At 64.4% G+C, this 26350-nt stretch carries 25 protein-coding genes; 11 read left to right on the top strand and 14 right to left on the bottom strand.

The window, feature by feature from the left end; genetic code table 11:
* Positions 1–4 precede the first annotated feature (4 nt).
* Genes CH295_RS01325 through CH295_RS01350 form a run of 6 tightly spaced genes read right to left on the bottom strand, consistent with a single transcriptional unit; the run spans position 5 to position 6360 of the window.
* Positions 5–1255 carry an acyl-CoA dehydrogenase family protein gene (locus CH295_RS01325; RefSeq protein ID WP_094739526.1) on the bottom strand — a complete coding sequence of 417 codons (1251 nt, stop codon included), beginning with the start codon at positions 1253–1255 and terminating at the stop codon, positions 5–7.
* A gap of 13 nt (positions 1256–1268) precedes the next feature.
* Positions 1269–2423 carry a thiolase family protein gene (locus tag CH295_RS01330; RefSeq protein ID WP_094739527.1) on the bottom strand — a complete coding sequence of 385 codons (1155 nt, stop codon included), beginning with the start codon at positions 2421–2423 and terminating at the stop codon, positions 1269–1271.
* A complete protein-coding gene (locus tag CH295_RS01335; RefSeq protein WP_094739528.1) occupies positions 2420–2806 on the bottom strand; it encodes a Zn-ribbon domain-containing OB-fold protein in 387 nt (128 codons plus the stop codon). The genes CH295_RS01330 and CH295_RS01335 overlap by 4 nt, the downstream gene beginning before the upstream one ends.
* A 14-nt stretch (positions 2807–2820) precedes the next feature.
* Positions 2821–4275: a dihydrolipoamide acetyltransferase family protein gene (locus tag CH295_RS01340; RefSeq protein WP_094739529.1), complete on the bottom strand. Its 1455-nt coding sequence runs from the start codon at positions 4273–4275 to the stop codon at positions 2821–2823.
* Between the two features lie 2 nt (positions 4276–4277).
* Positions 4278–5312 carry an alpha-ketoacid dehydrogenase subunit beta gene (locus CH295_RS01345; protein WP_094633649.1) on the bottom strand — a complete coding sequence of 345 codons (1035 nt, stop codon included), beginning with the start codon at positions 5310–5312 and terminating at the stop codon, positions 4278–4280.
* Between the two features lie 19 nt (positions 5313–5331).
* Complete coding sequence (locus CH295_RS01350) at positions 5332–6360, bottom strand: thiamine pyrophosphate-dependent dehydrogenase E1 component subunit alpha (protein WP_252341853.1); 1029 nt, start codon at positions 6358–6360, stop codon at positions 5332–5334.
* A 131-nt stretch (positions 6361–6491) separates the two neighbouring features.
* Here CH295_RS01350 and CH295_RS01355 point away from each other — a divergent pair, with 131 nt between their 5' ends.
* Complete coding sequence (locus CH295_RS01355; protein ID WP_094739530.1) at positions 6492–8039, top strand: AMP-binding protein; 1548 nt, start codon at positions 6492–6494, stop codon at positions 8037–8039.
* Between the two features lie 31 nt (positions 8040–8070).
* On the opposite strand, the gene CH295_RS01360 is transcribed toward CH295_RS01355, so the two are convergent.
* Both CH295_RS01360 and CH295_RS01365 read right to left on the bottom strand, forming a co-directional pair.
* Positions 8071–9081: an NADP-dependent oxidoreductase gene (locus tag CH295_RS01360; protein ID WP_252341854.1), complete on the bottom strand. Its 1011-nt coding sequence runs from the start codon at positions 9079–9081 to the stop codon at positions 8071–8073.
* Positions 9078–10802 carry a PEP-utilizing enzyme gene (locus CH295_RS01365; RefSeq protein ID WP_094739531.1) on the bottom strand — a complete coding sequence of 575 codons (1725 nt, stop codon included), beginning with the start codon at positions 10800–10802 and terminating at the stop codon, positions 9078–9080. Before CH295_RS01365 ends, CH295_RS01360 begins: the two co-directional genes overlap by 4 nt.
* A 159-nt stretch (positions 10803–10961) precedes the next feature.
* Here CH295_RS01365 and CH295_RS01370 point away from each other — a divergent pair, with 159 nt between their 5' ends.
* Together CH295_RS01370 and CH295_RS01375 are read left to right on the top strand one after the other, a co-directional pair.
* Positions 10962–11738, top strand: coding sequence for an SDR family NAD(P)-dependent oxidoreductase (locus CH295_RS01370; protein ID WP_094739532.1), 777 nt, complete (start codon positions 10962–10964; stop codon positions 11736–11738).
* Between the two features lie 37 nt (positions 11739–11775).
* Complete coding sequence (locus tag CH295_RS01375) at positions 11776–12570, top strand: maleylpyruvate isomerase family mycothiol-dependent enzyme (RefSeq protein ID WP_094633646.1); 795 nt, start codon at positions 11776–11778, stop codon at positions 12568–12570.
* Positions 12571–12578: 8 nt separating this feature from the next.
* Here the strand turns inward: CH295_RS01375 and CH295_RS01380 are convergent, their stop codons facing one another.
* The 5 genes from CH295_RS01380 to CH295_RS01400 form a co-directional block, all read right to left on the bottom strand.
* Positions 12579–13358, bottom strand: coding sequence for a ThuA domain-containing protein (locus CH295_RS01380; RefSeq protein ID WP_094739533.1), 780 nt, complete (start codon positions 13356–13358; stop codon positions 12579–12581).
* A 16-nt stretch (positions 13359–13374) separates the two neighbouring features.
* Positions 13375–14763 carry a dihydrolipoyl dehydrogenase gene (gene lpdA / locus CH295_RS01385; protein ID WP_037189035.1) on the bottom strand — a complete coding sequence of 463 codons (1389 nt, stop codon included), beginning with the start codon at positions 14761–14763 and terminating at the stop codon, positions 13375–13377.
* A gap of 19 nt (positions 14764–14782) precedes the next feature.
* On the bottom strand, positions 14783–15544 hold the full coding sequence (locus CH295_RS01390; RefSeq protein ID WP_037188435.1) for an SDR family NAD(P)-dependent oxidoreductase: 762 nt from the start codon (positions 15542–15544) through the stop codon (positions 14783–14785).
* Positions 15545–15583: 39 nt separating this feature from the next.
* Positions 15584–16282, bottom strand: coding sequence for a histidine phosphatase family protein (locus CH295_RS01395; RefSeq protein ID WP_037188440.1), 699 nt, complete (start codon positions 16280–16282; stop codon positions 15584–15586).
* A 70-nt stretch (positions 16283–16352) separates the two neighbouring features.
* Positions 16353–16994 carry a TetR/AcrR family transcriptional regulator gene (locus tag CH295_RS01400; RefSeq protein WP_230596168.1) on the bottom strand — a complete coding sequence of 214 codons (642 nt, stop codon included), beginning with the start codon at positions 16992–16994 and terminating at the stop codon, positions 16353–16355.
* A gap of 49 nt (positions 16995–17043) precedes the next feature.
* Between CH295_RS01400 and CH295_RS01405 the strand changes: the two genes are divergently transcribed.
* The 8 genes from CH295_RS01405 to CH295_RS01440 all read left to right on the top strand — a co-directional run bounded on the left by CH295_RS01405 (position 17044) and on the right by CH295_RS01440 (position 24948).
* Positions 17044–17763, top strand: a complete 720-nt coding sequence (locus tag CH295_RS01405) for a TetR/AcrR family transcriptional regulator (RefSeq protein ID WP_252341855.1) — start codon at positions 17044–17046, stop codon at positions 17761–17763.
* 74 nt (positions 17764–17837) lie between these two features.
* Entirely contained in the window at positions 17838–18572 is a 735-nt protein-coding gene (locus CH295_RS01410; protein WP_094739535.1) for a ThuA domain-containing protein, read from the top strand.
* A 107-nt stretch (positions 18573–18679) separates the two neighbouring features.
* Positions 18680–18985, top strand: a complete 306-nt coding sequence (locus CH295_RS01415; RefSeq protein WP_052047385.1) for a hypothetical protein — start codon at positions 18680–18682, stop codon at positions 18983–18985.
* Positions 18982–20355, top strand: a complete 1374-nt coding sequence (locus CH295_RS01420; RefSeq protein WP_037188444.1) for an aromatic ring-hydroxylating oxygenase subunit alpha — start codon at positions 18982–18984, stop codon at positions 20353–20355. The genes CH295_RS01415 and CH295_RS01420 overlap by 4 nt, the downstream gene beginning before the upstream one ends.
* 223 nt (positions 20356–20578) lie before the next feature.
* Complete coding sequence (gene mftM, locus CH295_RS01425; RefSeq protein WP_094739536.1) at positions 20579–21406, top strand: mycofactocin oligosaccharide methyltransferase MftM; 828 nt, start codon at positions 20579–20581, stop codon at positions 21404–21406.
* Positions 21407–21643: 237 nt separating this feature from the next.
* The gene (locus tag CH295_RS01430; protein ID WP_094739537.1) at positions 21644–22954 is read left to right on the top strand and encodes an acyl-CoA dehydrogenase family protein; all 1311 of its coding nucleotides are present in this window, start codon (positions 21644–21646) and stop codon (positions 22952–22954) included.
* A 134-nt stretch (positions 22955–23088) separates the two neighbouring features.
* The gene (locus CH295_RS01435) at positions 23089–23538 is read left to right on the top strand and encodes an RrF2 family transcriptional regulator (protein ID WP_094739538.1); all 450 of its coding nucleotides are present in this window, start codon (positions 23089–23091) and stop codon (positions 23536–23538) included.
* A gap of 105 nt (positions 23539–23643) precedes the next feature.
* Positions 23644–24948 carry an acyl-CoA dehydrogenase family protein gene (locus CH295_RS01440; protein ID WP_094739539.1) on the top strand — a complete coding sequence of 435 codons (1305 nt, stop codon included), beginning with the start codon at positions 23644–23646 and terminating at the stop codon, positions 24946–24948.
* Between the two features lie 120 nt (positions 24949–25068).
* On the opposite strand, the gene CH295_RS01445 is transcribed toward CH295_RS01440, so the two are convergent.
* Positions 25069–26334 (bottom strand): acyl-CoA dehydrogenase family protein, encoded by a 1266-nt coding sequence (locus tag CH295_RS01445; RefSeq protein WP_032404639.1) that lies wholly within the window; start codon positions 26332–26334, stop codon positions 25069–25071.
* Positions 26335–26350 lie beyond the last annotated feature (16 nt).

The raw sequence follows: 26350 nt of genomic DNA on the forward strand, positions 1-26350 counted from the left end.
TAGATCAGCGCTTGTCGCGCCCCGACCACGGCCGATCACGATTCTCCCGTGGCTCGGACGGTAGGCCGAGCACTCTCTCGCCGATGATGGTTCGCTGAATCTGATCGGTGCCGCCCGCCAGCCGGTAACCCGGGCTACCCAACACGTGCTCGGACCACGCGAAGAGATCGTCGTTCACCCGGGCGGAGATGTTCTCTCCCAACAGGTCTGCGGCAATCTCACCGATCTTGCTCAGCACGTCCGATGCCATCAGTTTTCCGACCGACGCGGCCGGTCCCGGCGAGACCCCTGCCGCAGCGGCCCTCGCTACCCTGTCGGCGGTGGCGGCGCGCAGTTCGGATCGGATGTACACGTCGGCGATGTCCTGACGCACCAGCGGATCGCCGGCCACGCCGAGGGATTGTGCGAGAGTCACCAACTCTGCGACCGAGCCGCCCTTCTTGCGGGTCACCGAACCGGAGGCGGTGCGCTCGAAGGCCAGAGTGGCACCGGCAACTTTCCACCCCGCGCCGACGTCGCCCAGGCGCATGCTGTCGGGAACTCGAACGTTGTGCAGGAACACCTCGTTGAAGGATGCGCCCCCGCTCATCTGCCGAATCGGGCGGATCTCGACGCCCTCGAGGTCGAGTGGAACCAGGAACGCGGTGATTCCCTTGTGCTTGGGCACGTCAGGATCGGTGCGGGCCAGGAGCATCCCGAGGTCTGCGAACCGTGCGCCCGACGACCACACCTTCTGCCCGTTGAAGACCCAGTGGTCACCATCGCGCACCCCCTTACATCCGAGCGCCGCGAGATCGGATCCTGCACCGGGCTCGCTGAAGAGTTGGCAGGCGAGCAAGTCCGTGCGCAGCAGCGGATTCGCATAAGTCGCTCGCTGTTCGTCCGAGCCGAACATCGCAACTGCGGGACCGACGAGACCCGTGGTGACACTGATGAGTTCGGTCGACGGGGGAACTTCGAACTCGCGCTCGGCCTGGGCGATCGCCGACGCGAAAGAGGCGGGTAGTCCGCGTCCACCGTGCTCGACCGACAACGTCACCGCGCCGTAGCCGGCGTCGAAGCGCCTGCGCCGATAGCTTCTGGCGGCGTCGAGCAAGGCCGACTCGTCGGCATCGGACAGATTACGAAAGACGGCAAGATCCGCGCGGTCGTCCGCCGACGGTGTCGGCCGCAACGACAGGATCGAACTCAACCACGAGCGAAACTCCGACCGGAAGTCCAGCAGCTCGGGAATCGTATCGACAACCTCTGTCATGGTTCGCCTTTCGCTATCGGCTCGTCAGCACGGTGCAGGCCGACAGACCCGGTGCCCCGTAGACATGCGTGAATCCGACGGTCGGCCCGCCGGGCACCTGACGCCCGTCCGCTCGACCCTGCAGTTGACGCACCACCTCGTGCACCTGCCGCAATCCGGATGCGCCGATCGGCTCACCTCCAGCCAGACATCCACCATCGGTGTTGATCGGAAGGTCGCCGTCCCAGTCGGTCGCTCCGGAGCCGAGCAACTGTGCTTGCTCACCGTGCTCGCAGAGCCCGGTTTCGGCCATGTGGATCAACTCGGACCCGGAATCGGTGTCCTGCAACTGCGCCACATCGACGTCGGCCGGATCCACACCCGCTCCGGCGAATGCAGACGCGGCCGCGTCGATACTCGGGCTGTGCACCGGATCGGTGGTCAACCAGGGTGAGAAGACTTCGAAGGATCCCGGTCGTCTCGTTCGGACTTCGACGGATGCCAGCCGAATCGGCCGCTCGCACATGTCGTGTGCCCGCTCACCCCGAGCGAGAATCAGTGCCACGCCGCCCTCGCCCGGCGAACAGAACATGTACTGGGTCAGCGGGTCGTTGATCATCGGGGACGCCAGCACCTGAGCCGAGGTCAGTGGAGTGCGACGCCACGCCATCGGATGCGCCGCACCATTGGCGAAGGCCCGCTCGGATACCGCGGCGAGGGCGTACTCGTCGAGTCCGTACCGGTGGAGGTACCGACGAGTCTTCATGGCGAAGTACTGCGTGGTGACCATCAGACCGGTCTGCGCGTACCAGGGGTCGAGACCGTAGGCCGCGGGGTCGGATGCGAATGCTCCTCGCGGGTGCTTGTCGAAACCGACGACTGCGACGATCCCCGCTCGACCGGCGGTGAGCATGTCGGCCGCGGTCGACAGCGCGACTCCCCCTGTGGCGCAGCCGTTCTTGACGGTCGTGAACGGGATTCCGGTCAGCCCGAGCCGAGACACCAGCGAGTCCGGCTTGCCGGAGACGTTGCTGCCACCGACGGCCGCATCGACATCGGACCACCCGATTCCGGCGTCTTTCAGTGCGGCACGAAGTGCATGTTCCCCCATGTCCATGCCGGAGACACCGTCGTGCCGCCCGAGGGCATGCATCCCCGCTCCGACGACGAAGATGTCGGCCGGACTCACGAGACTGCCCGGGCAAAGGCGAACGTGACCTGGCCCCCGCCGACGTCGAGCAAACACAACTCGACCTCGTCACCGATCGCGACCTCACCGACTATTCGCGACTCGACCAGAACCGCACCGAGATCGACGTATCCGACGACGAACGGTTCGAATCCCGACGACGGCGGCTGGTACGGCGGTTTCGGCGCGAACGTCTGGGTGGTCCACGTCCAAATCGTTCCTCGATCGGGCAGCGCCGTGCGCGTGACGTTCTCGCCGGTACACCCCGGGCACCGCTCGGCTGCCGGAAAGACGACCACATCGCAGTCGCCACACGAACTCCCGGCCAACAGTGGTGGGTCGAGTTCGACGAACAGCCCGTCGTCGATCGCAGTCGATTCCATGTCCTCCCGCTGGCCTATTCCGCCAACAGGCTCAGCGGGCGCGCCAAGAGGTCGCTCACGGTGCGGAGGTATTCCGCCGCGGGAGCTCCGTCCACGGCTCGATGGTCGAACGTCAAGCTCAGGGTAATCACCTGAGTCTTGACGGGAGTCTCCCCCTCCCAGCGGAATCCGTCCTTCACGCGGCCGACTCCGAGGATCGCCACGTTACCGGGATTGACGACCGGCGTGAAGAAATCGACCCCGTACGCCCCGAGTGTGCTGACCGAGAAGGTCGCACCCTCCATGTCCGACAGTCCCAGTCTCCCCGACCTGGCAGATGCCGCCAATTCGGTGGTGCGAGAACCGATTGTGCCGATCGACAGCGAATCCGCTCCCCGGACGACCGGGACGACGAGGCCACCCTCGACCGACACTGCTACGCCGATGTCGATGGCCTCGAACAGGGTCACCTTGTCGTCGGAGATTCCCGCGTTCAGCAGTGGGTGCTTCTTCAGTGCCAGCGCTGCTGCCTTGACCACGAACGCGTTGAGGCTCGGCGGCTTCGACCCGCTGCGCGCGGACTCGGCTGCCAGTTGGGCCCGAACCTGCACCAGCGCAGTCACATCCGCTTCGTAGCCGTGCGTCAGTTGCGCCATGGAGTGCAGACTGTCGAGCATGTTGCGAGCGATCGCGCCTCGCATGCCCGAGAGCGGAATGACGTCACCGGGTTTCGGACCGATTTTCTCGATAGGGGCAGGCACCGGGACCGATCGCTGCGCAACCGGCACTGCGGCCTTGGCACCGGCAGCATTCTCGATGTCGCCCTTGGTGATTCGACCCCCGATGCCGGATCCGGCGAGCTGATCCAGATCGACTCCGAGCTCGGCTGCACGGCGACGGAGCACCGGTCCGACGAAGTGGCCGGCCGCACTGTCCGCGCCGACGGCCTTCTCGGGCTGCGCCGCCTCTCGCATCACGACCGGCTCGGAGGAAGCGGCCTGCGCTGGACTGGCCGAAGGCGTTGCGGCGAGGAACTCCTCGACATCCTCGGAGACGATTCGCCCACCCGGGCCGGAACCTCGCACCTGTGCGAGGTCGACGTGGGACATCCCGGCGACGCGGCGTGCGTTGGGCGACGACTTGATTCGCGATTCGCTGCCCCGTCCGGACACTGCGGTCTCGACTGCGACACCGTCTTCGGCCGTCGGTTCGTCCGCAGTCGCGACCGAGGCGTTACCGCCGGGCGCGGACTCACCGTCGCCGAGAAGCCACCCGATCACCGCGCCGACGGGCAAGACGTCACCGGCCTGCGCGGTCGTCGCCAGGATTCCCTCCGCCTCCGCTTCGACGTCGACGTCGACCTTGTCCGTTTCCAGCCGCAGAAGAACGTCGCCCAGACCGATGCGCTGGCCGGATTCGGCCACCCACTCGCCGATCACGCCCTCCTGCATCGTCAGACCCAGCTTCGGCAGCACGATCTGCTGAGCCACGATCAGTTCCTTTCGAGGAGACGGCGCACACCTGCGACGATGCGGTCGGCATCGGGAACGTAGGCCTTCTCGAGTGGTGTGCTGAACGGCACCGGCGTGAAGGGAGCACCGACGCGAAGTACGGGCGCGTCCAGGTAGTCGAACGCCTCCTCCTGGATCTGCGCGGCCACCTCGGCTCCGATTCCACCGAAGGTCACGGCCTCGTGCACCACGAGGATGCGGTTGGTCTTCGACGCAGACTTCACGATGGTGGCAGTGTCCAGAGGCTGGACCGTCCGCGGATCGACGACCTCCACCGACACCCCGGACTCGGCCAGGATGTCCGCGGCCTTCAGCGCTTCGGTGACCATGCGCCCGAACGCCACGATGGTCACGTCGTCGCCTTCTCGCGGAACGGCAGCCTCGCCGAGGGGAATTGCGTAGAGGTCCTCGGGAACCTCGGCACGGGCACCGAGAAGCACCTTGTTGAGCATGAACACGACGGGGTTGTCGTCACGAACGGCGGAGACCATCAATCCCTTTGCGTCGTGGGCGTTCGACGGCATGACCACCTTCAGACCGGGCGTGTGCGCCAACCAAGCCTCGAGACTCTGCGAGTGCTGCGCCCCCGCGCTGACACCGGCACCGTAGGCGACGGTGATGACCATGGGGACCTTGACCTCGCCCCCGTACATGAACTTCATCTTGGCGGCCTGATTGACGACCTGATCGAGCGCTACGGCCAGGAAATCCATGAACATGATGTCGACGATGGGGCGCAGACCGCGCGCGGCCGCGCCGACGCCGAGTCCGATCAGGCCCATCTCGGCGATCGGTGTGTCGACCATGCGCCTCGGCCCGAATTCGTCGAGCAGGCCGTCGTACATATGGAAGACACCGCCGTATCCGGCGACATCCTCACCGATGACGAAGACGTCCTCGTCCTCGCGCATGACCTGAGCGACGGCTTCGTTGTAGGCCTTGACGTAGGTGGTGACTCGGCCCGCAGCGGCTGGTGCCGTCGCAGTTGCGTTGGGTGTTTCCGTTGCAGTAGACATGCTCAGCCTTTTCAGATCTTCAGTCGCTGTAGACATTGAGGGCGAAGTCGGCCAGGTCCGGGAACGGGCTGGCTTCGGCGAAATTCACGGATTCGGCGATGTCGGCATCCACCTCGGCCCAGACGGTGGCGAACTCGGCTTCGGTGACCAGTCCCTCGGTCACCGCCCGCGCCTCGAGCAACTTGATGGCGTCACGTTCCTTCCAGGCCTCGACCTCTTCCTGGGTGCGGTACGTCTTGCGAAGACCCTTCACACCCTGGTGGTCGTAGTAGCGATACGTCTTGGCTTCCACCAGGGTCGGACCGCCACCGCTTCGCGCCCGCTCGACGGCGCGACCGACTGCGGCACGCACGGCGATGGCGTCCATACCGTCGCAGATCTCGCTCGGGAACCCGTACGCAGCCGCGCGATCGGCCACATTCTCCAGCTTCATGTGGTCACGGAGTGCCGTGAATTCGGCGTATCCGTTGTTCTCGCAGACGAAGACGACCGGCAGCTCGAGAATTCCCGCCATGTTGGCCGCCTCGTGAAACGCCCCGATGTTGCTTGCTCCGTCGCCGAAGAAAGGTACGGCGACCGTATCCTCGTCGCGGTACTTCGCCGCGAACGCGGCACCCACTGCAATCGGAATACCGCCTCCGACAATGCCGTTGGCACCGAGCATGCCGATCGACAGGTCGTTGATGTGCATGGAGCCGCCACGACCCTTGCAGTAACCGTCGACGCGGCCGAACAACTCGGCGAACATCGGCTTGAACTCGGCACCCTTGGCGACGGCATGGCCGTGTCCACGATGGGTCGAGGTGATCTGGTCGGTGTCCCTGAGGTTCGACATCGCGCCGGCCGCAACGGCCTCCTGGCCGACGTAGAGATGCAGGAAGCCCGGCATCCGACCGCCCTCCATCAACCGCCCGGCCTCGGTCTCGAACTGCCTGATTCGCACCATCCTGCGATGCAGATCGAGCAGAACCTCTCGGCTCGGCGTCGGATCGTTCGATCCGATGGGCTCTACGGCCTCGCGGGTCGGGTCGGTCGCGGTCGAAGTCACCACGTACACCTCATTCTCTGCAGACTTTGTTTACGTCTTCACCAGTATGGCCACAACCCTAGCGCAATGTAAGTAGAATCACTATAAAGTTACTTAACCCATTGCGCCACACCCTTCGGAGGATCGATCCCATGCTCGACCGAATCAGAGATCGAGCCCGAGTCGATCCGTCTGGCCCGGCATTGATCGACGACACCACCTCGATGACGTGGTCCGAGGTCCTGACGGTCCTCGACGCACTCGGCGAACACCTTCTCGAGATCGCCCCCGACTCCGACGAACGAATTGCCGTCATCGGCGAGAACTCCGCTCCCACCCTGCTCACGCACGTAGCTGCCATTGCGCGGGGCGTCGGCACGGTGGCCGTCTCCCGACAACTGACACCCGACGAGATGTCGGAGCAGTTCCTCGACTCCGGAACCGTCGCAGTGGTGACGGGGCCCGCGGGTCTCACCTCGTCCCGCGGTGCCGCGGCCGCGGCACACCTCCGCGAGTTGATCGTGCACAGCTGCGACGGCGGCGTCGACACGGTGGCCTGGTCCGAGGCAGTCGTGCCGCGACAGAACACCGCTGCATCCACACCCCCGACCGAGCGTCCTGCGCGTCCGCCGCTGGTCTACACGTCCGGCACCACCGGACGAGCTCGTGGCACCCAGGTGCGATGGTTGCCGAACACGGGCCGGAGCGCTGCCGAATTCGCCGACGGGGTGGCTGCGCGTTCGGGCTACCCGGACGGGGTTCACCTGGTGGTGGGACCGCTCCAGCACAACGGGCCGTTGACCGCCGTTCGCCATCTGCTCTCCGGCCACCCTGTGGTGGTGATGGGCCGTTTCGACGCCGAGACGACCCTGAAGTCGATCCATCGCCACCGCGTCACCTCCACGCTGATGGTCCCGACCCACTTCCAGCGACTGCTCGGACTCGATGCCGACACTCGCTCGACGTACGACGTCTCCAGTCTCGAGTACGTCGCGCACACCGGCTCGGCATGCCCGGCGGATGTCAAGCGATCCATGATCGACTGGTTCGGGCCGGTTCTGGTGGAGTCCTACGGCGGTAGCGAAATCGGCACGGTGTGCAAGATCGACTCACCCGACTGGCTCACTCATCCGGGATCGGTCGGTCGAGCGGTACCGCCGTTCGAAGCGGTCGTCGTCGACGCCGACGGGAACGAGCTCGACCGCGGACAGACCGGGGTACTCGGCTTCCGAACCCCACCCGAACGCAGCGTGGTGTACCACGCCGACCCCGAAAAGACCGCTGCAGCATACATTCTGCCGGGTGTCGCAACCCTGGGCGACGTCGGATACGTGGACGAGAACGGGTTCGTCTTCATCACCGACAGAATCGCCGACATGGTGGTGTCCGGAGGCGTGAACCTCTACCCCGCCGAAAGCGAACGAGTCCTGTCCTCGCACCCCGCCGTCGCAGAGGTGGCCGTCATCGGAGTACCGGATGCCGACTTCGGCGAAGCCCTACTGGCTCTGGTTGTCCCGGAACCGAATACAGGATTGGACACCGCCGAGCTCGCAGGGTTCGCCAAGGCGTCGATGGCGTCGTACAAATGCCCCAAGAGGTACGTGATCGTCGACGAGCTGACCCGCAACGCCATGGGCAAGCTCGACAAGAAGGCACTGCGAGCACCGTACTGGGCTACCGACCGGACCATCGCCGGCTAGAGCGTCGGGCATGGTCCGACGAGACGACCGGTCAGGACACCCGGACCAGCATCTTGCCGATGTTGCCGCCGCCGAGCATCGACACGAATGCGTCGGCCGCATTGTCGAGGCCGTCGTGGATCGTGGACTCGGCCACGATGTCGCCGGCAGCGAGCCAGCCCGCGACGCGGTCCTCGAATTCGCTCCTGAGGTCCTCGTGATCACGAACGATGAAGCCCTTGATGGTGATTCGCTTCAGAATCACCTCTATCAGACGGTCGAGGGGTGGACTGTCCGGACCGCCGTTCGAGATCATGCCGCACAGTGCGACGCGTCCTTGCTGTCGGAGCGCGGACAGCGCCGCCACGAGGTGATCGCCGCCGACGTTGTCGAAGTAGAGGTCGATGCCGTCCGGTGCCGCATCACGCAGCGCCGCACCGACAGGGCGGGCGCGATAGTCGATTCCTACGTCGAACCCGAACCGATCACGCAGCAGGGCTGCCTTGTCCGGTCCCCCGGCGCTCCCGATGACCCGCGTCGCACCGAGCAATCTCGCGAACTGACCCGCGGCACTTCCCACTGCGCCCGCAGCTGCGGACACGAACACCGTGTCTCCCGTTCGGATCTCGCCGGCGCGCTGCAGTCCGCAGTACGCCGTGAATCCGGTTTGGCCGAGTATCCCGAGCCAGTGGTGCAGCTCGATACCGCGTGGGGCGATCACCGTGGCCGCAGCGGTGTCGAGCACCGCGTGTTCGCGCCAGCCGAGCCGATGCCGGACGTAGGAACCCGCGGGCACCTCGTCGGTGCCCTCGATCACCACCCCCAGCGCCGAGCCGTCGAGAGGCGAACCCACCTCGATGTTGGTGGTGTACTGCATGTTCGACGTCCCCAGGCGTCCCCGCGTCGACGGATCGACGCTCATGAAGATGTTGCGGACGAGAAGCTGATCCGCAGCGCGTTCGGGTAGCGGTAATTCCCGAACGTCGAAGTGTCGGGCTTCGGGTTCGCCCGAGGGCCGCTCGGCGAGAAAGACTGCTCGGGTCGCGGTCACGACACCACTCACGTCAGTTCCAGAATGGTGACCGTGCCCTTGGATCCGTCGATCTCCACGAGCGTACCGTCGGGAATGCGACGGGTCGCCGCCTGAACTCCTGCAGCGCAGGCGATACCGAGTTCGCGGCTGACGATCATCGCGTGGGAGCCCATGGCCCCGACGTCGGTGATCGCCCCACCGGAGACCATGAACAACGGTGTCCACGACGGATCCGTCTGTGGCGCAACGAGGATCTCACCGACCTCGAACTCGCCCAGTGCCGCCATCGAGGTGATCACCCGAGTGCGGCCCTGAGTGACGCCCGGTGACGCGCCCGAACCCTGCAGCACATCGCCCACCTGCACGGACTCGATGGCCGACTGGCCTTTGCGACCGAGGGAGGACAACGGCGGGAATGCCTCGCGCCCGTCGAGGAACGTCGGCAGTTCCAGGCCGAACAGTTCCTTCCAGTCGCGATGGCGTTGCGCGAGTACCGGTGCGATCGACTCGGGCGCACTCGCCAACACGTCGAGTTCGGCGTCGACGGCCATGAACACGTGGTCGGCCGATTCGAGACGGCCCTCCGAGAACAGTCGGCGTCCGAGCTCGACGAGCGGAACCCGCGCTTCGTGCAAGACCTTGATGCAGTTGGTCTTGGCCCGCTCCCGCCATGCGGCGAAACGACGAGCCGACGCAAGCGCGGCAGTGAGAGTTGCTCGTCCGTCGGCATCGTCGCCGACGATGTCCTCGGCCTTCTTCAGCGCCGTGTCGGTGGCCGATGCGTGGTCGGCCAGCCGCGCATGTGGTGAGGCCGCGTCGTCCTGGAGCCGAAGCCGGTCGACGAGACCGAGAACCAGTTCGGGTCGGGTTTCCCACGACACCGATCCGAGATCCCATTCGTTGGGTCCGCGGTAGCCGAAGTCGAGCAGGAACTGTTCGAGCTGTGCGTCGAACGCGGAGTCGATCCCGCGCACGCGCGCACCGACACCCTCGACGCCCTCGTCGAACGCGGCCATCAGCCTGTCGTCGGCCCGTGCCAGTCGACCCAGATCCCACAGTGCATACGACGGCAGCGCCGAATCGACGTCGCCTGCGGCACCGACGAGGGTCACGATGAGGTCCTGATGCTCGGCACCGAGCAACTGACCGAGTACGGCGGGGCCCACCGCGGAGCAGTTGGTGGCAACGACCTCGCCGCGCCACGCCACTCGTTCCAGGGGCATCACCGAGCGTGCGCGCGCGACGAGAGCAGCCGGGGTCAGCACCGACAGGTCCGGCCGTTCGGTACGCAAGCGGTCGGCGAGGGTTCGGTCCTCCTCCAGTTCGGGAAAGTCCTCGGTCGAGAGCGCCCAGGCATTTCGGGCTTGCAGGCGCTGGCTTGCGTCCGCGTTCTCGTCGTCCGGATGTGCCACGTAGGGAGGGATATCGGGGTCCCCGCCGTACCAGAGCTGGTCGACCAACTCGACGGGCAATCCACCGCGAATGCCGGTCAATCGCGACATCGACATGTTCACGTAGAGATGGCCGTAGAAGATGGCCGCCGACGCCGTCAGATCGGGCGACTCCGCCAGTGAGTAGCTACCGAAGCTGGCATAGCCGAAGTTCCATCCCGGCAGGATGTTCTGAATCCAGCCCAGATCTGCGCCGAGCGGCGTGATCGGGTCCGACAGCACGTCACTCGCGTTCAAACGTGTGTACACGGGGAGACGGGTGCTCGGCTCGGTATCGACCAACCAACGCTGTTCGGACATGTCGCTTCTCGTCTCTGACGTCATCGTCGACGTCTCGATGGATAGTTTTTTGATTCGTTCTGCACATTGCTGTGACTTCCGCCACTCTACATGCAAGACTGTAGACGATGACAAGTTACTTGTCCGAGATCCCGTCCGACATTTCCGAGGAGAACTTCGATGAAACTGCAAGACAAGGTTGTTGCCGTCACCGGTGGAACTCAGGGCATCGGTCGTGGCATCGCCGAGGCGGCCTTGGCCGAGGGCGCGAAGGTCTCACTCAACGGCCGCTCGGCCGAGAAAGGTGGCAAGGCCCTCGCCGAATTCGGTGTCGGAGATCGCGCCGCGTTCTTCGCAGGAGACGTCACCGTTCAAGCGGACGTCGAGAACTTCATCGAGCAGACGGTCTCCACCTTCGGTCGAATCGACGTACTGGTGAACAACGCCGGTGGCGCGAAGGACCTGCAGCCCACGGTCGATCTCAGCGACGAGGAGTGGACGTTGGTGATGAACTGGAACCTGAACTCCAACTTCTGGGCGACGCGCCGAGCCCTGAAACACATGCTGCCCAACAAGTACGGCCGCATCATCAACATCTCGTCCGTCGAAGGCAAGCACGGCAAGCCCGTGTTCACGGCATACGTCGCGGCGAAGCACGCCATCAACGGAATGACGAAGTCGATCGCCCGTGAAGTCGGAACCCAAGGGATCACTGTCAACTCGATCTGCCCCGGACTTGTCATCACCGACATCATCAAGAACAACGGCCCCAGCACCGCCGCCGCAATGGGAATGTCGTTCGAGGAGATGGTCGCTCTGTTCGCCGAGGAGTCGGCCATCAAGCGCCCCAACACGATCGAGGAAGTGTCGGCAATGGCCATGTTGCTCGCATCGGACGCAGGTGCCGGAATCACCGGTGCCATCCTCAGCGTCGACGGCGGCACTGCGTCCTACTGACGATTCCCATCGCGGCGAATTTCCCGAGGAGTTTCACATGAGCACAGCCGGATTGTCTGCCAGTCGCGAACTCGCCGAGCGCTATTCGGTGGTGATCAGAGGGCTCACCGCGGACGAGTGGGCTGCCCCCAGTCGCTGCGCCGGATGGTCCGTCAAAGACCTCGTCGCGCACACGGGATCGAATTTCAAGATCATGGTGGACCCGCCGGCCCACGACCCGTCGGCACCCGTTCCGACGACAGCGGAACAGGCGCAGAACCTACTCGTCGATGCACGACGCGACTGGTCGAGCGCGCAGGTGGCCGACGAATTCCTGTCCAACGCGGACGGCGCACTCGGCGTGCTCGAGGCGATGCAGGGCAGCGAGCTGGCAGCGACCCCGATGACACTGACCGATCTGGGAACCTATCGCACCCATCAACTCTCGGATGCGTTCGCGTTCGACATGTGGTGCCATCTCTACGTCGACCTGCTCGGACCCGACGGTCCGGTGACACGCGATACACCCGATCCCGAAGACGACCTGGTCCGCACTGCCGTCGATTGGATGTGGACCGGCCTACCGCAGATGTGCACCCCGGTCAGCGGCGTCCTCGACCGGCCGCTCGGCGTACAACTCACCGGTGCCGGCGGCGGCGAATGGACCCTTCGGCCCGGCTCGCAGCTCCTGACGGTCGAATCCGGAATCTCGAGTGTCGATACCGTGGTCCGTTCGACTGCAACGGATTTCGTGCTCTGGGGCACCACACGAAGTCCGTGGCGAGCGCATGTCTCGATCGAGGGTGACCGAGCCTACGCCGAGAAGATTCTCGACACCGTCGACATCATCTGAGCACTCGGTCAGTCGTGGGCCGCTGCATCTCCGGTGACGGCCCACGACAGGCAGCGCTCGAACACGGTGCGAAACTCCGGAACCGTCCAGCTCCCCCGGTCCACCCGGCCCAGATCGTCGATGCCGAGATCCTGTACGTCGAATCGCCCTCGGCAGTGACCGAGCGTGAAATAACAGACAGTTCCGCGACCGTGATCCTTGAGGTAGAGCACCGGACGTGGCTCGTCGTCGGCGGTGTGTCCTTCCTCGAAACCCGTCGACTCACCGACGAATCGAGTGTGTGCCAGGACCTGAATCGGTGGATGGAGTTCGCTGACGTAGAGCTCGTCGGTCACCTCGAACGAGTCGATCCCGGCCACGAACGGGTGGGCCGGATCGGTGATCTCGACCGTGTACGGCGCGATCGGTGGGTGACCGAGGAACTGGCTTCCCAGCACGGGAGCAATGGTGCTCAGAGATCGTGGCGTCACGTATTTGCTCGCCGATCCGGGTGAAGTCCTCTCGATCGCCGAGTTGGTGCCGTGCAGGGCCAGCCATCGTCCACCGCGAGAGACGAACTGCGCCAAAGCATTCTGCTGCGCTTGATCGGGAACCCGATTGCACGTGTACGTGATGAGGAGGTCGGCCGTGGCCACCGCCTCGATGCAGTCGTAGTCCTCGAAGACTCTGGTCCGAACCTGCTCGTACTCAGCCACTGCCGACAACAATTGCAGGCGTGCGTAATCGAAGTCGTGCCACTGCCCTCCGCATACGAGAACAGCATCGAGTCGGCCTGCCGGTCCCGGCATTGCTTCTCCTTGTTCGTCAGCTGTGCGCGTGCAGCGCTTTCCCCGCCAACGCGAGGTGCGCCTCCCCCAGAGCTTCTGCCTGGGTCGGATGGGCGTGTACGTGCTGGGCGACGTCCCCTGCGGTCGCCTGCCAGTTGTAGATGAGCTGAGCCTCCCCGATCAGTTCACCGACACGCTCGCCCACCAGGTGGATTCCCACCACGCGACCCTCCGGTCCCGCCTGGACGAGCTTGACCCCGCCAGACGTGCGGAGGATCCGACTCTTGCCGTTACCGGCGAGGTCGTAGACCACCGTTGCGACCTCACCGAACTGCTTCGCGGCTTCGCTCTCGGTCAATCCCACCGACGCAACCTCCGGGTTCGAGTAGGTGACTCGCGGAATTCCGGTGTCCTCGATGGGAGTGCAGTCCAACCCTGCCAACTGCTCGGCAACCAGAATGCCCTGAGCGAAACCACGGTGTGCCAGTTGCGGACCGGCCACGATATCGCCCACCGCGAAGACCCCGGGAACCGTCGTCTGTAGCCATTCGTCGATGACGACGAACCCCCGGTCGAGCTCGATTCCCGCCTCCTCGAACCCCATGTCCGCAGTACGCGGCCCGCGGCCGACGGCCACGAGCATCAGGTCCGCTTCGAGCTGCGATCCGTCGCTGAGATCGACGTGCACGCCGCCGCCCGGTCGTTCGGTGACTCCACTGAACGAAGTCCCGGTACGCAGAGTGAGACCTCGTTTGCGGAAGGCTCGTTCTATCTGTTTGGTTGTCCACGGATCCTCCGTCGGCAGTAGCGTCGCGGCGGCCTCGACAACGGTCACGTGCGCGCCGAGCGAGGTCCAGACGCTGGCGAACTCGCATCCGATCACACCGCCGCCCAGTACGACGACACTGTCCGGAACGACATTCAACTCCAGAGCACGATCGCTGGTCATGACCGAACCGCCGATGTTCAGGCCCGGCAACGACTTCGGTCGAGAGCCCGTGGCCAGCACCAGGGCTTCACCGCGGTACGTGCCGGTTCCGCCGTCGGCGAGCTCGACCTGCACGGTGCGATTGTCCACGACACGTCCGCGACCGGCGACGAGCTCGATCTCACGGGACGCCACCAGCCCCTGCAGTCCGCGGTACAGGCCGGCCACCACCTCGTCCTTGTACTTGTTCACCGCAGTCATGTCGACGCCGTCGAGCGTCGCCTCGATCCCGAAAGTCGATGCCTCTCGGACCGAATCGGCGATCTCGGCCGCGTGCAGCAGCGCCTTGGTGGGAATGCATCCGGTGTGCAAGCACGTGCCGCCGAGCCTGCCGGCCTCGATCATGATGACCGACATGCCGAGCTGGGCTGCCCGCAGTGCACAGGCGTACCCGCCCGAACCGCCGCCGAGGATGACGACGTCGGCGGTGCCCGTCAGCTCACGTGTCACGCCGCGCTCAGAAATCGAAGCGGTTGGTGAAGCCGCCGTCGACCACCATGTTGATTCCGGTGATGTGCCCGGCGGCGGGCGAGGACAGGAAGGCCACGGCATTCGCAACGTCCTGTGCCGCAGCCAGTTTACCGAGCGAGGCCGACTCGAGGGCAGCCTCGTACAGTGCCGGACGACTCGTCTTGATGGTGTCCCAGGCACCGCCCTCGAAGAAGACGGGGCCCGGTGATACCGCGTTCACTCGGATACCGGCAGGTCCGAGTGCGCGGGCCTGCGCCGACGAATGTTGCAGGACAGCGGCCTTGAGTGCACCGTAGCTGTTGGCCGTACTGATCGGTCCGGCCTCGAGCGCGGACGTCGTGCTGATCGTGACCACCGATGCGGAGCCGGACTTCTCGAGGTGTGGCTTGGCCGCTTCGATGAAGTTCACCAGGCTCATCAGGTCGACGTCGAAGCTGTTCTGCCATGCCTGCGCGCCTTTGCCCGTTGCAGCGGAGGCGTTGACCACGACGATGTCGATTCCACCGAGGGCACCGGCTGCATCCTCGACGAACGATGCAACCGCGGCGGCATCACCCACGTCGACCGCCTTGTGGAAGACGGTCCCCAATGCGGACAGTTCTCCGGCAACCTCGTTCAGATGCTCCTCGCCGCGGGCGCAGACACCGACGGAGGCACCCTCCGCCAGAAGTGTGCGGGCGATCGACAGGCCGATGCCGCGGCTCGCGCCACTGATGATTGCGCGTTTTCCGCGAAGATCGAGATCCATGTGAGACTCCTTGAATATGACGTGATTCGACTGCAGGACTTATAGATTCATGGCTCCGACGTGCGACTGGAAGTCGAGTACATGAGTGAAATCGTTCACCGATTGGACCGCGCGACGCGTATCGGCACCGCGCACCACACTCAGCGAGGTGTGGTGGACTCGGACCGGCATGTCGAATGCGCTACCCAATGCGTCGGCGAGCACGGCATTGATGACACCACCGTGGCAGCTGATCACCACTCGCCTGCCCAGATGCGCGTCGACGATCGACGAGATCTGGCGGAGAACACGCGCATGAAACTCTGCGCCGTCCTCGGCGTAGGTGAACGCACCGTAGCGACGAGTGCGAATGTGATCGCGGAACATGGCCGCGACCTCCTCGTGCGGTAGCACCTCGAACGGAGACTGGTCGGCCGGAAACTTCTGCCACGGTTCGTATTCGGAGAGTTCGTCACGCACGACGGGCTCCAACCCGTGCTTGCTCGCGATGAGAGTGCCGGTACGTAGTGCGCGACGCAACGGGGAGCTGTAGACCGCATCCACCCGTGTGCGCGCGAGTCGGTTCGCGACCGCCTCCGCTTGTCGCTCACCGAGTTCGGACAAGGGTGGGTCGACGGTCTCCCGCGCACTGAGTTCTCTGCTCAGTACCTGCTCACCGTGCCGAACCAGAATCAGTTCACAGAGCCCGGTCAGCGGGGCAAAGGGATTGTCGAGATCGATCGACCTGGCGCGCGGCATGAACCCAAGTCAACCACAAACTGTCGTCGCTCTAAAGATACTTCGCAAAATCGGTGCCGCGAGAGCCCTTTCAGACGCTCGAGATGTCGGCCGCGAGCTCGCGAACTTCCTCGGAGAATCGACGACGTCCGAGATCGGCCAGGACCGCGTCCTCGGTGAGCCACGACGAGGCCGACACTTCGAGCAGGGTCGTCAACGCGACAGCGGCCGCACCCTGCTTCGCTTTGGACGCGATGCCGCTTCGAGTGCGCAATTCGGCCGAGAACAGCGCCAGCATCACCGAACGCACTTCTCTTCGCAGAGTTTCGATGGACAGACTCCAACCGGGCGATCGGGTGAAGTACACCAATGCCGCAGCACGGTGCTGATCCGTCCATTCGAGCAACGACGAAATGATGTCACCGAGAGCAGCGTCCGGATCGGCCGCGATCTCTGCCCGCAGTTCGCCGAGAAGGCCATCCGCGAACAAACGCAACCCGGCGAGCAGAACCTCGTCCTTCGACGGGTAGTGGTAGTAGACGGCCGCCGACGTCATCTGGGCCTCCGCAGCGATATCGGCCACGGTCACGTCCTCGATGGACCTGACCGAATACAGATGCATGGCAGCGTCCACCACTACTTCGCGTCGCGACGGCCGGTGCGCCGCACGCTTGGCACCCTTGTCCGCCGGGGGCGTCACCGTCGATTTCGGCTTCACTGCCTTTGCTGCCATGACGTAGATCATGGCACCATGCAGTGACCCGGGTGCCGAGGAGGACGCTGTGCCGCGACGAACCAGCAGCTCACAGTCGAAAGTCGACGAGAGTTCCGAGCCGGAGACTGCCGCCGATTCTCCCGTTGCGTCCGAGCCGGATGCCGCATCCCTCAAAGGATCTGCCCACCGGCCCTCTCGACGCCACCTCATCGTCCAGGCAGCGGTGCGCGTCTTCTCCCGCAAAGGATTCGCGGAGACGTCGATTCAGGAGATCGCCGAGGCAGCGGGCATGGTCCCGACTGCGGTCTACTACCACTTCGCCAGCAAGGAAGAGCTGTTCGATACCGCACTGGGATACGCGATGGATGCCAGTACCGCCGCAGCCCAGGCAGTTCGACCGGACGACACCGAGGCCGATGCCGCTGCGTTCAAGGATGTCGTCGATGCCGTATGGGACTGGACCGAGGAACATCCCAATGCGGCCCGGATGTTGTTTCTGCAGGTGGCCGGCGGTGCCACGCCGGGGACACGTCTACTGACGAAGGAATACGAGGACAGGCACGTCCGTCGTGCCTTCGACTATTTCCCCGACGCCGAGATACCGGCGAACAAGCGATCGGCCGCGGCGCAGCACGCCGCGCGATCGCTGCGAGCACGCACGATGATTGCGACGACCATCGCCATCCAGCCCCTGAGGATCGAGGGCGGGCCCTTGTCCAACATCGCGGTGTCGCGTCTCCGGTCGGCCACCACCGATGTGTGCGCGAAAATGATCGAGGGTCGCTGAACCTCCGACGGACGGGCACCACCGTCGAGTAACTTGACTGAAACAACAGTCGAGACTCTGAATGGACGTCCCTCATGCGTATCGCGGCTTTTTCCGGTGGACACTCCTTCGATCGTGACGCGTTCGCCGGATTTCTGGAGTCGATGCCCGGTGAAGTCACCTGGTTCGAGCACCCGGACGCGGATCCGGGGCAGGAAGCGTTCGACGTCTCACTGCACTACGACATGCCGGGCACGTTGCCCCGGCCGTCCGCGCCCCCCGATTCACTACGCGACGCAGTGAGGGCCGCACCGAAGTCCGGACACGGGTATGTCGTGCTCCACCACGCCATCGCATCGTGGGCCGCCTGGGACGAGTGGGCCGAGTTCGTCGGCGGCCGCTACCTGTATCGACCAGGCGTGGTGCGGGGCGTCGAGCGACCCGATTCGGGCTATCGACACGCGGTTCCGCAGCACATCTCCGTCGTCGACACCGACCATCCGATCGTCGCAGGGATTCCCGAGTCGTTCGACCTGACCGACGAGACCTACCTGTGCGAAGTCTTCGAGGACGACGTGACACCACTGCTGCGAACCGACGCCGAGATGACCGACGCCGTTCACTTCTCGACCGCCTCGGCCATGGCGGGCAGGCGCGACGATCGCACGGGATGGCAGCACGCGCCCGGCTCGTCGCTGGTCGGGTGGACCAAGACGAACGGTCGTAGCCGGCTGGCCTACCTGCAACCGGGCGACGGGGCTCCCACCCTGTCGGACCCCGTCTACCGCAGGCTCGTGGGGGCAGCGCTCCGATGGGCCGCTCGGCAATAGTTATTGGAGTCGCAGTAAAGAAAACTGTGCTCATCGTCACTGTTCGCTGATACAGTTAGTGGATAGAGCATTAAGTAACACCTCTACTGATCATCAAGGAGATTGCGATGCGACAGATCAAGCATCCGATGAGCCACGCGATCTACGAGTTCGACGACGACTTCAACGTCCTGGTCACCACTCGCGACGGCAAGACCGGCACGTTCGATCCGGAAGGTCGCTACCTCCACGGCGAGGTGAAGGCTGTGGATCCCGAACTGGCCCGATGGGTGGGGCTCGGCCCCCGCGCTCCCGTTCCCATCACCCAGAACCGACGTTTCATGGGCGCTGCGAAGCTGCTCGAGAAGATGCAGGCCGACAAACAGGCGCAGGACGCCCTCGCCATCACGCTGGAACAGGGAGGCAAGCTGTGACCGATATCGATGAGCGCGCCACACCACCCGTCGAGAACGGGACGGGGTACCAACGACTGCTCGAGACCGATACTCATCCGGTGCCGGACATCCTGCGCGAAGAGTCGCACGAGCAATACGCCGACCAGAATTTCGTTCCGGTGTCGCGCTACATCAGTCGCAAGTATCACGAACTCGAGCGAGATCGAGTCTGGTACAAGGTATGGCAGATGGCGTGCCGTGAAGAAGAGATTCCCGAGCCGGGCGACACGCTCGTGTACGAGATCTGCGAGAAGTCGATTCTCCTCGTCCGCGGTAAGGACATGGGCATCCGTGCGTTCTACAACTCGTGCCTGCACCGTGGCCGCACCCTCCGCGAAGAGGACGGCCCGGCCGGAAACGAAATCCGTTGCCCCTTCCACGGTTTCGCCTGGAACTTCGACGGCTCGCTCAAGTCGATGACCTGTGCCTGGGACTTCCCCCAGGTCGACAAGTCGAAGATGGATCTGCCGCAGGTCAAGGTCGACACCTGGGGCGGCTTCGTGTTCGTCAACATGGACCCCGAGTCCGAATCACTGGACAGCTTTCTCGGTGACCTCGGCAAGCACTTCGAGGCCTGGCCTCTGGAAGATCGCTTCATCCAAGCGCACGTTGCGCAGGTCATTGCGGCCAACTGGAAGATCGCGCAAGAGGCGTTCTCCGAAGCTTTCCACGTGATCACCACTCACCCACAGCGCGTCGTGGGCACCGGTGACTCCAACAGCCAGTACGACAGCTGGGGCAACTTCAACCGCGGTATCACGGCGAACGGCGTACCGAGCCCGCACATCAACTTCGTCCCGTCCGAGCAGGAGATGTTCGACTCGATGATCGATGCCCGCATCGACGAGGACCCGATGGTGACGCTCCCCGAGGGTGTCACCGCGCGCGAGATGTCCGGCATGCTGGCCCGCGAGGGTCTGCGCGAGATCATCGGTGATGTCAAGGCGGACAACATGTCCGACGCGGAATCACTGGACAGCATCTACTACACCGTGTTCCCGAACTTCCATCCCTGGGGCGCATACCAACGCATCGTCTACCGATTCCGACCCAACGGTGACGACCACGAGACCTCGATCATGGATGTGTACCTACTCGCACCGTTCAAGGGCGAACGGCCCAAGCCTGCCAAGACCCAGTGGTTGCGACCGGAGCAGTCGTGGCTGGAGGCAACCGTGCTCGGCAGTTCGGCGCGGGTGTTCGACCAGGACGCGTACAACATGCCCAAGGTGCAGAAGGGCTTGAAGTCGGCGCAGTCGAAGACGCTGCCGCTGGCTCGATACCAGGAAGTCAAGATCCGGCACATCCACCACCTGCTGGCACAGTGGATCGGCGAGGAAGCGGACTGACACCGGCGACCGTCCGAGGGACCGGCATGACGGGAGGAATCGGTCGGCCGTCGAAAGCAACTGACCATCCGGGTAGGTAGCCGCCCGTCCGGCGCGCGGGGTCCGCAGCGTCCGAGCGGGCCGAACTGCTCCGGAGCGGCAGATTCGCCGAGCGTCGTGTGGAACGCTCGACCTCACCGAGGGGACGACCTCACCGGGCGTCCGACGAACAGAATGGCTTTCGATGACCGAGCTGGATGCACTGGCACCGAGCCCGGATGGAGTGTGGGCTCACGAAAACGTGGTCGTTCGGCATCTTCCCGGACTGGAGTTCGACGCGGCCCGGACAGGGTCGACCGTGCAGGTCGGCCACGGCCTGACGTCGGCCGACATCGGTGAGCGCCTCGTTCCGATCGTGACCGCACAGGCGCGTCATGTGGGTCTCTCTCAGCGCGAGTTCGAGCTGGTCCTGGTCGGGATCGTCCGCACCGCCGTCTCCGATCCGGTCGACGCATGGGCCACCTATTACCGAAATTCGCTGGACGAGCTGCTCTCGGGAACCGCCGACTTCGCACCGGTCCACGAACGCGCCGAGAAATCGGTCGTCGGATCGGTGCTCGACCTGGGTTCGTGTTTCGGCTTCTTTCCGCTACGCCTGGCGATGAAGGGTCACTCGGTGACTGCGACGGACCTGTCGGCGGGCACCATGCGGTTGCTCGCCACCGTTGCCCCGCACCTCGGGATCACGCTCGACACCGTGGTGTGCGACGCTGCGGATGTTCCCGTTGCCGACGGCAGTGTCGACACGGTGACTGCACTGCATCTCCTCGAACACGTCGACGCCGAGACCGGCTCCCGCATAGTGGAAGAAGCGCTACGCATCGCACGCACTCGTGTTGTGGTTGCCGTGCCCTTCGAGACCGAGACCACCGCCTGCCACGGACACGTCCGCACCTTCGACGAGGCGTCGTTGGTCGAGCTCGGTCGGTCGACAGGCCGGCAGTTTCGGACGTCCGAACACCACGGCGGGTGGCTCGTGATCGACAAGGCCACGGCACCACAGTTCGCCTGAGCTCTCCTCGCTCACGGCTGCGCGCTCGACGGTCCGACGCGAGGGACGGGCAGGAACGAGACACCGAGGTCGCTGGTGGCCGCTGTGAGGATGCGGAAACGAAGGGAAACACAGCCGCAATCACTTAAACCGGTATTTGTAATACCGATTTGTGATCGTGTTGCTGCGTCGCAAGCAACGGGGCAGGCGGCGAACCGGTCGGGTCACCACATCGTTTCTCACACAACGGAGTCAGCCATGACGATCAACTTCACCATGTCCAGCGAACAACGAAAGCTCCAACACGAGGTCCGAGAGTTCTCGGAGAACGTGCTCGCTCCCGTGATCACGGCCGCGGATGCAGAGCTCGACCCTCTCGTGGGCTTCCAGATGACCAAACCTGCCTACGTCGAGGCATACCACGCAGGTATCGCGATGTGCATGCTCCCGAAAGCATATGGCGGCGGCGGTGTCTCGTGCGTCGATCTGGTCATCGCCGCCGAGGAGATCTGCGTCGTCGACCCAGGATTCGCCTGCACGGTTCTCTGTAACGGTCTCGGCCTGATGCCGGTGGCCTGGTACGGCAACGACGAGCAGAAGGAGAAGTACCTGTCCGCGGCCACGTCGGACCCGACGGGCGAATACCTCGGAGGCTGGACCGCCAGTGAACCTCCGGGAAACCCCTCCGGCACAGCCAATTTCGATATCGACCTGCCGCGGCCCGCCGGAGTCGGCCTGACCGCCGTCCTCGACGGCGACGACTACGTCGTGAACGGCCGGAAGTACTGGCCCTCGTCCGCCGGATGGGACGAACAGGGAACCGATGCCGGCACATTGATCGTGCGCACCGACTCGGACAAGGGTGGCACTTCGGGACTGTCCGCGTTGATTCTCGAACGCGGCACTCCCGGTGTGACGTACCGCCATCTCGACAAGATCGGGCACCGACTGGCCTCGAATGCCGAGATCGTCTTCGACAACGCACGCATCCCTGCTGCCAACCTTCTGCCCGGAGCTGCCGGTAACGGCGATCTGGTGATCAATCGAAACTTCGCGTGGTCGGGACCTGTGGCGGCTATCGCAGCCGTCGGAATGGCCCGCGCTGCATACGAACTCGCGCTCGACTGGGCCAAGACCAACACGGGCGGCGGCCTGAAGCCCATCATCGGGTTCCAGAACGTCGGCTACGTACTCGGCGACGTCGCGGCGAAGATCGAGATGGCGCGCTACTTCTCCTGGCGAGCCGCCGACTACCTGGACAAGCACGATCAGCACGCAGAACTGGTCGGGGCGATGAACAAGATCCAGGTCACCGAGCTGATGTTCGACTGCGTGTACAAGTGCATGCAGATCGTGGGCGTGAACAGCCTCGAGACCAAGAACGGATTCGGCAAGATCCTGCGCGAGGCCGCCGTGTTGCCGATCTACGACGGCGGAAACATGGGAATGCAACGCAGGCGCGTCCACGGAATCATCGCCGATCCGGCGTTCGACCCGCGCGCGATCATGGAGGACGAATACGTCAGGTTCGGCAAGGAGCACGAGGGCATCGGAACACTGGCCGGCTGACGTCGCATCGATCGCTCGGTCGGGCGGTGGTCGAGCCCGCCCACCGCCCGACCGAGCATCGCCCTCCTGCTCGACGGGCGACGAGTCCACCGGCACCTGTAGAGTCCGGACCAGTCGCAACGGAGGCGAGCAGGATGAAACACACGAGTCATGCCGACTACGCACTGCGGGTGCTGCTGTACCTCCGCGTCGCGCCCGAGCGCCGCGGATCGGTGAGCGAAATCGCTGCCGCACACAAGATCTCACGGAACCATCTCGACAAGGTCGTCCAGAGGCTCGCCGGTGCCGGATTGGTCGAGACCGTCCGCGGCCGAGCGGGTGGGGTCGTTCTCGTCAAGGACCCGTCGGACATCACCGTCGGCGAGATCATGAGAACGATGGAAACGGACTACGCAGTCGTCGAGTGCCTCGGCGCTGTTCGGTACTGCCGCGTCGCAGGCGTCTGTGGAGCACGAGACGTGTTCAGTCGAGCGCTCGATGCGTACTTCGAGGTCTTGGATCGGTCGACACTCGAAGAGATCGCCGCGAACGACTACGGGCTGCGCGGTGCACTCGGCCTGTCCGGACGGCCGACCGCGCACTGATCGATCCCGCGCTGTCGGCCGACGCCGTCGCGGGCAGGAACGCACTACACCGGGGTTCACTGCGACATTTCACGGCGGCGACGCTGTTGGCACGGAGGATCTGCTATGCCCATCGACTTCGACCTCACCGACGATCAGAAGCGGCTGAAGGCACGCGCACGAGATTTCGCTACCGGCGTTCTGCGACCGGCCTCCGAATACGCCGACGCCACCGCCGATCCACAGCAAGCATTCGTCGCCATGAAACCGGTCTATCGGGCCGCCGCGGAAGCCGGCTTCACGACGATGTTCCTGCCACGCGACGTCGGGGGTGGCGGAGCGTCGAACATCGACTTCCTCATCGCGATCGAAGAACTCTGCGCCGTCGACCCCGGCTTCCCCACCACCTTGCTGGTGAACGGGTTGGCACTGATGCCGATCCTCTGGTTGGGAAGCGAGAGTCAGCGCGAGAAGTGGCTCGGCAGAGCAACCTCGGACCCGGACGGCACCTTCCTGGCGGGGTGGGTCGTCAGCGAACGCGGCGGGACCGCGAACTTCGACCATCCGAATCCTGCGGCCGGAATTCAGCTGACGGCAGATCATCACCCACGGCGAGCCGAGTACACCCTCAACGGTGAGAAGCACTGGCCGTGCAACGCGGGCGGCTGGGACCTGAAGGGCGCAGATCTGAACGTCTGCGTGGCACGCACCGATCGAACCAGAGGTGGAGCCGGATCTCTCAGCGTGTTCGTCGTCGAACGCGGTACGAAGGGAATCGAATACGAGGTCATCGACAAGATGGCCCACCGAACGTGCCAGAACGTCACGATGACGTTTCGCGACGTACGTGTGCCGGACGAGAACATCCTGGCCGAAGGTGACGGCGACATGCTCATCCAGCGCAATTTCACCTGGTCCTCCCCCATCGCAGGCATTGCCTCCGTGGCCGTTGCACGCAGCGCCTACGACTTCACTCTCAAGTGGGCCAAGACCTACACCGGCGGTGGAATCTCACCGATCATCAATCATCAGGCCGTCGGAAATCTGCTCACCGAGGTGGCCGCGCGCATCGAGGCGGGCCGTTACTTCTGTTGGAAGACAGCTCATTACATGGACAAGCACCCTGGACAAGGGCACGCTCTCGGAGGTATGAACAAGACCTTCTGCGGGGACCTCATGCAGAAGGTCGTCTACGACTGCATGCGAATCGTCGGAGTCAATGCCCTCGACCGGCGGTTCCCGATGGAGAAGCTGTACCGCGAGGCGATGGTCTTTCCCCTGTACGACGCGGGCAACCTGGCCATGCAGCGACGTCGGGCGTGGGGTGTCATGGCCGACGGTGCATTTTCCCCGGACACGTTCGTCGACGGCGATCCGCTCGAATTCACTCGATCGATGCAGGGGTACGGCCTCGGGGGCGACGTGCGATAGCACGCTCGCAGGACATGGCGCCCCCTGCGACCTGGCCGACCGGCCGCTGGAGACAGCGCATGGCAGTACCGGTGTGGTGTCAGGATCGCAATGGATCCTGACACCACTGCCTCTGTGGGTCTAGGCGTGCTCGGGTACCGACAGTCGATTCTCTGCAGCGGCGAGTGAGTCGAATCCGTCTGCCTTGAGCAGATTGTGGACGTTGCGCCGTCGAACCCCCATGTTGCCGCCGTCGTAGACCGGGAAGCACAGGACATCTTCCATGATCGCGGCGATCGGTGTCAGGTTCGTGTACGCATCGACGCCGACGAGACGCATCGCGTCGTACACCACCTGCACGGCCGTCTCGGACGCGAAAATCTTTGCCTCGTTCGCCAATTCACGATCGCGTCCGCCGGTGCGGTCGAAGTGGTCGGCGGCCTTCCACGCGAAGTAGCGGACCGCCTCGATACGAGTCTTGATGTCCACCAACATGTATCCGGCGTTCTGATACTCGATGACCGGTACCGGACCGGAGCGGTGGTCGGTCTTGGCGAAGTGCAGTGAGTAGTCGAATGCAGCTCGCATCCTGCCCACGCACGCGGCAGCGATGGACGAGCAGGTCCAGGAGAAGGCCGTGGCGACGATGTCCAACCCGTCGCCCGGCTTGCCGATGAGGTTGCCGACCGGCACCCGTACGTCGCGGAATTCCACCCGCGGCGAATTGGTGGCGCGATGTCCGATGGTGTCGATCATGTCGGTGATCTCGACCCCGGGCGTTCCCTTCTCCACGACGATGACGGCGAGCGACTCCGACGGCGGCAGTGCAGGATCGGTACGGCAGACCACACTGATCAGGTCGGCACCCTGACCGTCCCAGCCCGAGGCATTGGTGGTGTAGTGCTTGGCACCGTTGATGACCCACTCGTCGCCCTCGCGGCGCGCGAAGGTCCGAATTCCGACGGTCGGGTCCTCCGAGTCGTAATTCGCTCCGCCGGTCACCTCTGTGTAGGCGATCGCAGCCAATCGGGGTTCGCCGTCGCAGAACAACGGGAGCCAGCGATTCTTCTGCTCCTCGGTACCGAAGTTGATGATCGGGTTGAGTCCCAATCCCGTGCCCAGCAATGCAGTCGGAGTGTTGATGTCGACCCGAGCGAGTTCCTCCGCCGCCAGCGCGAAGGTGAGATTGTCGAAGTACGCGCCGCCGTATTGATCGGGAACCAGTCCCTTGACGAATCCGAGACCGGCCAGCTGCTTGTAGACCGGCTGCAGTGCGTAGAAGCGATCCTCGGGGCGCGGTATGGAGGAAATAGCGGGCGCTACTTCGCTCAGAATGTCGTCCGCCACTTGCCGCGCCTGCATGCGCACTGCCATCTGCTCGGGGCTGAGCTCGAAACTCAGGGTCATGTGAGACTCCTCGATG

The sequence above is a fragment of the Rhodococcus sp. 14-2483-1-2 genome (assembly GCF_002259405.1).
In the GTDB taxonomy this organism is placed as follows: Bacteria; Actinomycetota; Actinomycetes; order Mycobacteriales; family Mycobacteriaceae; genus Rhodococcoides.